Origin of the sequence: Pseudomonas sp. LSJ-87 (genome assembly GCF_032971465.1) — a bacterium.
In the GTDB taxonomy this organism is placed as follows: domain Bacteria; phylum Pseudomonadota; class Gammaproteobacteria; order Pseudomonadales; family Pseudomonadaceae; genus Aquipseudomonas; species Aquipseudomonas putida_Z.
In genome coordinates, this window is sequence record NZ_JAWJYQ010000028.1 from 1 (window position 1) to 4,701 (window position 4,701).

Genomic DNA, 4,701 nt, shown 5'->3' on the forward strand with positions numbered 1-4,701 from the left:
GCCCTCTCAGCAAACCACTCAGGCAAGACCTTCCAGCAAACCGTCCGCTCGCACGATATCGACTATCACCTGTTCATCTACCGCGTACACCCCCCGCGATGCTTTCCAGACCAGATTCTTGTCCTGCAAGGCGATAAGCGCTTGCTGCACCCCCGGTACCTCGGCCTTCACTTCGCTCGCATCCACGCCAGCCTGTTCCATCGCTTTGGCGTACAGTGCCAGGGTCGGGGCCTCGAACGGCGCGTAGTCGTTCCCCTTTGCGCACATGACACGTAGAACCGCAGCCTGGATAGGTGTGAGGCTGTGGATCACCTTTTTCAGGTTTGCGTTCAAGTCATTGGCTTGTGCCTGAACAAGCTCTCTGAATCGTGCCGGAATGGCCTCGGGTTCAATGCCGAAGTCGAAGCGGATTTCATCCGCTGCCGCACCCAATAGCTCTGGGCGATAGCCGCTTTCCTTGAAGAGCTGAAACACCTCCGCTGAATCGAGTGCGCATGGCAGGTCGATATTGGCGCACAGCCAGTCGATGAAGTCCTGGTCCAGGGTCGGGAACTGCACCATGGAAGCGCCGAAGAACGCCTGGTCCTTGCTGTTGCGCAGCATGGCCAGCTTGTCCCGGTTTGAACCGGTGCAGACGATGCGCAAGCCATGGTGCTTCGAACTGTTGAGTTCGTCTCTGGCTGCCTTGAGGGCGAACAGCGCCGCTATTCCTTGCTCGGTCGTGATTGCATGCTGTGCTTCGTCGATGATCAGCACGATGATCTTGCGGGACTCATCGGAGAGCGCCGCAAGGGCGGTGGTCAGGTCGACATCTTGCCCCAGCCCGATCTTGTCCACGCTGAAATTCAGGCCGCCGACAGTGACCTTCTCCATGCCAGATGACTTTGCCAGCCTCGTGATGAAGCCTTCGTTACGCCCGACCGCCTCACGCACCGCTTCTACGATGACTTGCCCGGGGTCCTTGGTCAGGTCTTTCCACAGATCGGCATACAGCACAATGGCCCCGGCTGTTTCGAGGGCAGGGCGCAGGTCTTCGCGGGCAAAGGTAGATTTACCGGTACGTCGTGGCGCAGCGAGAAACACCCCAGAGCTTGCTGCGCTGCCCACGGCGACTTGCAGGATCAATTTCGACAGGCGGGACGCAAGCGCCGGGCGGTGATAGACAGTTTCAGGCATCTCGGCCCCTCCGTTTCAATTTATAGTCGATTATAGATTGATTATAGAGGCATTATAGATCTGACAGGGGCGGTGTTTATAGGGAATTATAGACAGACTATAGAGCGATTATAGATCGTGGTTGATGAGGGGGCGCGCAGCCCCCCTTTGCTGCCTCAAGCCGGCTCCAACGCCTCCACCACTTTCCCCCGGCTAAGGTGCACCACCTTGTCAGCCGTATCGAAGTACCGGTCATCATGCGAAATCACGATGATGGTCTTGCCCAAACGCTTCAGGTCCGGCAGCAGCTCGGTGTAGAACACCCGGCGGAAGGTCGGGTCCTGGTCCGCCGCCCATTCGTCGAACACCAGCACCGGCCGCCCGTCCAGCCAGGCATTGACCAGTGCCAGGCGCTTGCGCTGGCCGGTCGACAGGTCGGTGGTGGTAAAGGCACCATCGCGCACGCTCACCTTGTGGGCGATCTCCAGCCGCTCCAGGTAGCGCGTGGCATCGCTGGGCAGGCTGTGTTCATGCTCGGGCAGGTCGTCGAACAGGTAGTAGTCGGCGAACACCGTGGTGAACAGCTGGCGATAGTCATCCAGCCCCTCCGGGCCGACGGCCTTGCCGTTCAGGCGCACTTCGCCGTGTTGCGGGGTGTACAGGCCCAGCAGCAGCTTGATCAGCGAAGTCTTGCCGCAGCCGTTCTCGCCGACGATGAACAGGATCTCGCCCGGTTCGATGCTCAGGTTCACCGGCCCCACGCGGAACGGCTCGTTGCCGTCCACCGGCGGGTAGGCGTACTCGACGTCGTGCAGCTCCAGATGCGCGCTGGCCGGCGCAGCGCGCTTGACCGGCGGCTCCAGCAGCAGGTGCGGCTCGGGCGAGGAGAAGCGCTCGGACAGGTCGGCAATGCGGCGGAACGCCACCTGGGCGCGGCCGAGGATAGGCAGGTTGCCGATCAAGGTTTCCAGCGGGCCCTTCATGTACAGCAGCACCAGCACGAAGCCGCTCATCACCGCCGGGTCGTTGCTCGGCCATAGCGATTGCAGGGCCAGGGTCAGGCCGATGACCACGAAGAACAGCATCGACCCCAGGCTCTTGGCCGCGACGAAGATGTTGATGGCGCGGATATGGGTGTTGGCGATGAAGTCGGCGGTGCCCTGGATGTTGCGGGTCAGCATGGCGTGGCGGCGGCGGCGGTCGATGCGCAGTTCCTTGGCGCCCTCGGCGATGGCCGAGTAGTGCTTCTGCAGGTTGTCTTCGGCATCGCGGGCGGCGTTGAAGCCGGCCACGCCTTTCTGCCTGGCCATGTACTGAATGCCACTGCCAATGCCGATGGCCGCCAGGGTGATGAGGAAGATCGGCCACGACAGCCAGGCCAGGTAGGCCATGCAGCCAGTCACGGTAGTAAGCGAGATGGCCAGCGGGGCGAAGGCGAAGGCAAAGTCGCTGATGGTATCGACGTCGCGGGTCAGCACCGGGATCAGGCGATGGGTGCGGTAGCGCTCGATCTGCTCGATCGGCGCTGACAGCACCTTGGCGCCGAGGTCCTTGCGCAGCCTGGCGATGACTTTCTGCCCGACGTAGTTGGTGCCGCTGTCGGCCGCGACGCTGCTGACCAGGGCCAGCACGCACAGGCCGGCGAAGGCCAGGATCACGCCCTGGCTCATGCCGCCAGCGGCATGCAGGCCCTGGTTGACGGTAGCCAGCAGGGCGGTTACGGCCAGGCCGCCGAGCATGCCCAGCAGCACCGAGACGATTACCGCCGGGCGGTAGGGTTTCAGCAGGCCCAGCAATTCGCGGATGGCCCCGGGGGAGGAGGTTTTCATGAAGCGTGATCTCGCTGGTGAGGTGGGGGCGGGTCAGCTGCCTAGGGTCAGGGAGCCTTTCATCAAGGTGCCGTGGAACGGGAACGAGCAGTAGAAGCTGTACGCGGTACCTGCCTTCAGCGACCGCACGTCGAGGCTGATGCTGTCTGTTTCACCGCCGCCGATCAGGCGGGTGTGGGCGATCACCCGGGTGTCGCCGGGCTTCACGTAGTCCAGTGCCTCGCCGGCTTTCTGGCCGTCGTCGAGCACGCCTTGCATGTCGGCCTGGGTACTCAGCACCCAGTTGTGGCCCATCACGTTCTTCGGCATGTCGCCAGGGTGGGTGAGCGTGACGGTGAACACGGCGCAGGCCTTGGGCACGGTGATGGCGGCCTTGTCGAAGGTCATCTGGTCGGTGCCATGGATTTCCACGGCGCATGGCTCTGCCGACCACGCGGCAGGGGCCACGGCGAGCAGGGCGAGGAGCAGAAGCTGGCGAGTCATGTACGGTTCCTGGGCGATAGAAGGGTGCACATCGTTCAGACGAACCGGCGCGCACCGGCTTTACCTGTGTGTGCGGCCCAGGTGAATTTCCCCATCGCCCGCTCGTTCATTCAGTCAGGCGCCGACATGGCGCACATCCCGATTTCGCCGCCTATGCGGCCCTGGCCTGAGGTGACCGGACATGAGTGAACTGCTGAGCTTTGCGATCGAACCCCTGGACGCCGCACGCGGCAACCTGCCACTGCTGGTGCGCGCGCCGGAGCCGGGTATCGACCTGCTGGAAGCCTTTGCCGAGTTGCAGCCGCTGGTGGACCGGCACCTGCTGCAGGCTGGCGGCATCCTGTTTCGCGGCTTCGAGGTGGGTGGTGCCGAAGCGTTCCGCCAGTTCGCCGCTTCCTTCGGTCACCCGCTGCTCAACTACGAGTTTGGCTCCACCCCGCGCAGCAACGTGACCAAGGGCGTGTACACCTCCACCGAGTACCCGGCGCACCAGAGCATCCCCCTGCACAACGAGCAGGCCTACACCCTGGAATGGCCGATGAAAATCTGGTTCTACAGCGTGATCCCCGCCGAGACCGGTGGCGAGACGCCGATTGCCGACAGCCGCGAGGTGTACCGGCGCATGCCGGCGCGCATCCGTGAGCGGCTGGTGGAGAAGGGGCTGATGTACGTGCGCAACTACGGCAACGGCCTTGATGTGGAATGGTCGCAGGTGTTCAACACTGAAGACCTGCGCCAGGTCGAGGCCTATTGCCGGGCGCATGCCATCGAGTGCATCTGGAAGGATGACGGCGAATTGCGCACCCGCCAGCGCTGCCAGGTGGTGGCACGCCACCCGGTGACCGGGGAGGATGTGTGGTTCAACCAGGCGCATCTGTTCCATGTGTCGAACCTGCAGCCAGAGGTGCGCGAGTCGTTGATGGACATCGTCGAGGAAGAGGACCTGCCGCGTAACGTGTACTACGGCGACGGTACGACCATCGAGGATTCGCTGCTCGATGAAGTGCGCGGGGTGCTGGACGAATGCACCATCAGCTTTCCGTGGCAGGCAAACGATGTGCTGATGCTGGACAACATGCTTGCGGCGCATGCGCGGTCGCCGTTTACCGGCAAGCGCAAGGTGGTGGTGGCGATGGCGCAGGGGCATTCCGAGTTGTCGCGCTGACAGGGCGTGGCCAAGCCCTCGAAAGCTGCGCTGTTTTTGTAGGAGCGGCCTTGTGTCGCGAAAGGGCCG

At 63.1% G+C, this 4,701-nt stretch carries 4 protein-coding genes; 1 reads left to right on the forward strand and 3 read right to left on the reverse strand.

Annotated features, from left to right (window positions below; all coding sequences use genetic code 11):
* Window positions 1-18: 18 nt before the first annotated feature.
* The 3 genes from RYH74_RS17750 to azu form a co-directional block, all read right to left on the reverse strand.
* Window positions 19-1,176 (reverse strand): ATPase, encoded by a 1,158-nt coding sequence (locus RYH74_RS17750; RefSeq protein ID WP_075046016.1) that lies wholly within the window; start codon window positions 1,174-1,176, stop codon window positions 19-21.
* A 155-nt stretch (window positions 1,177-1,331) separates the two neighbouring features.
* Complete coding sequence (locus RYH74_RS17755; RefSeq protein ID WP_075046015.1) at window positions 1,332-2,984, reverse strand: cyclic peptide export ABC transporter; 1,653 nt, start codon at window positions 2,982-2,984, stop codon at window positions 1,332-1,334.
* 33 nt (window positions 2,985-3,017) lie between these two features.
* A complete protein-coding gene (gene azu, locus RYH74_RS17760) occupies window positions 3,018-3,467 on the reverse strand; it encodes an azurin (protein ID WP_025340201.1) in 450 nt (149 codons plus the stop codon).
* Window positions 3,468-3,648: 181 nt separating this feature from the next.
* On the opposite strand from azu, the gene RYH74_RS17765 reads away from it, so the two are divergent.
* On the forward strand, window positions 3,649-4,632 hold the full coding sequence (locus tag RYH74_RS17765) for a TauD/TfdA family dioxygenase (protein WP_286100348.1): 984 nt from the start codon (window positions 3,649-3,651) through the stop codon (window positions 4,630-4,632).
* Window positions 4,633-4,701: the final 69 nt, after the last annotated feature.

Excerpts from the sequence above, each read along its gene's own strand:
- RYH74_RS17750 (WP_075046016.1), bottom strand. The coding sequence starts at position 1,176 with ATGCCTGAAACTGTCTATCACCGCCCGGCGCTTGCGTCCCGCCTGTCG.
- RYH74_RS17755 (WP_075046015.1), bottom strand. The coding sequence starts at position 2,984 with ATGAAAACCTCCTCCCCCGGGGCCATCCGCGAATTGCTGGGCCTGCTG.
- azu (WP_025340201.1), bottom strand. The coding sequence starts at position 3,467 with ATGACTCGCCAGCTTCTGCTCCTCGCCCTGCTCGCCGTGGCCCCTGCC.
- RYH74_RS17765 (WP_286100348.1), top strand. The coding sequence starts at position 3,649 with ATGAGTGAACTGCTGAGCTTTGCGATCGAACCCCTGGACGCCGCACGC.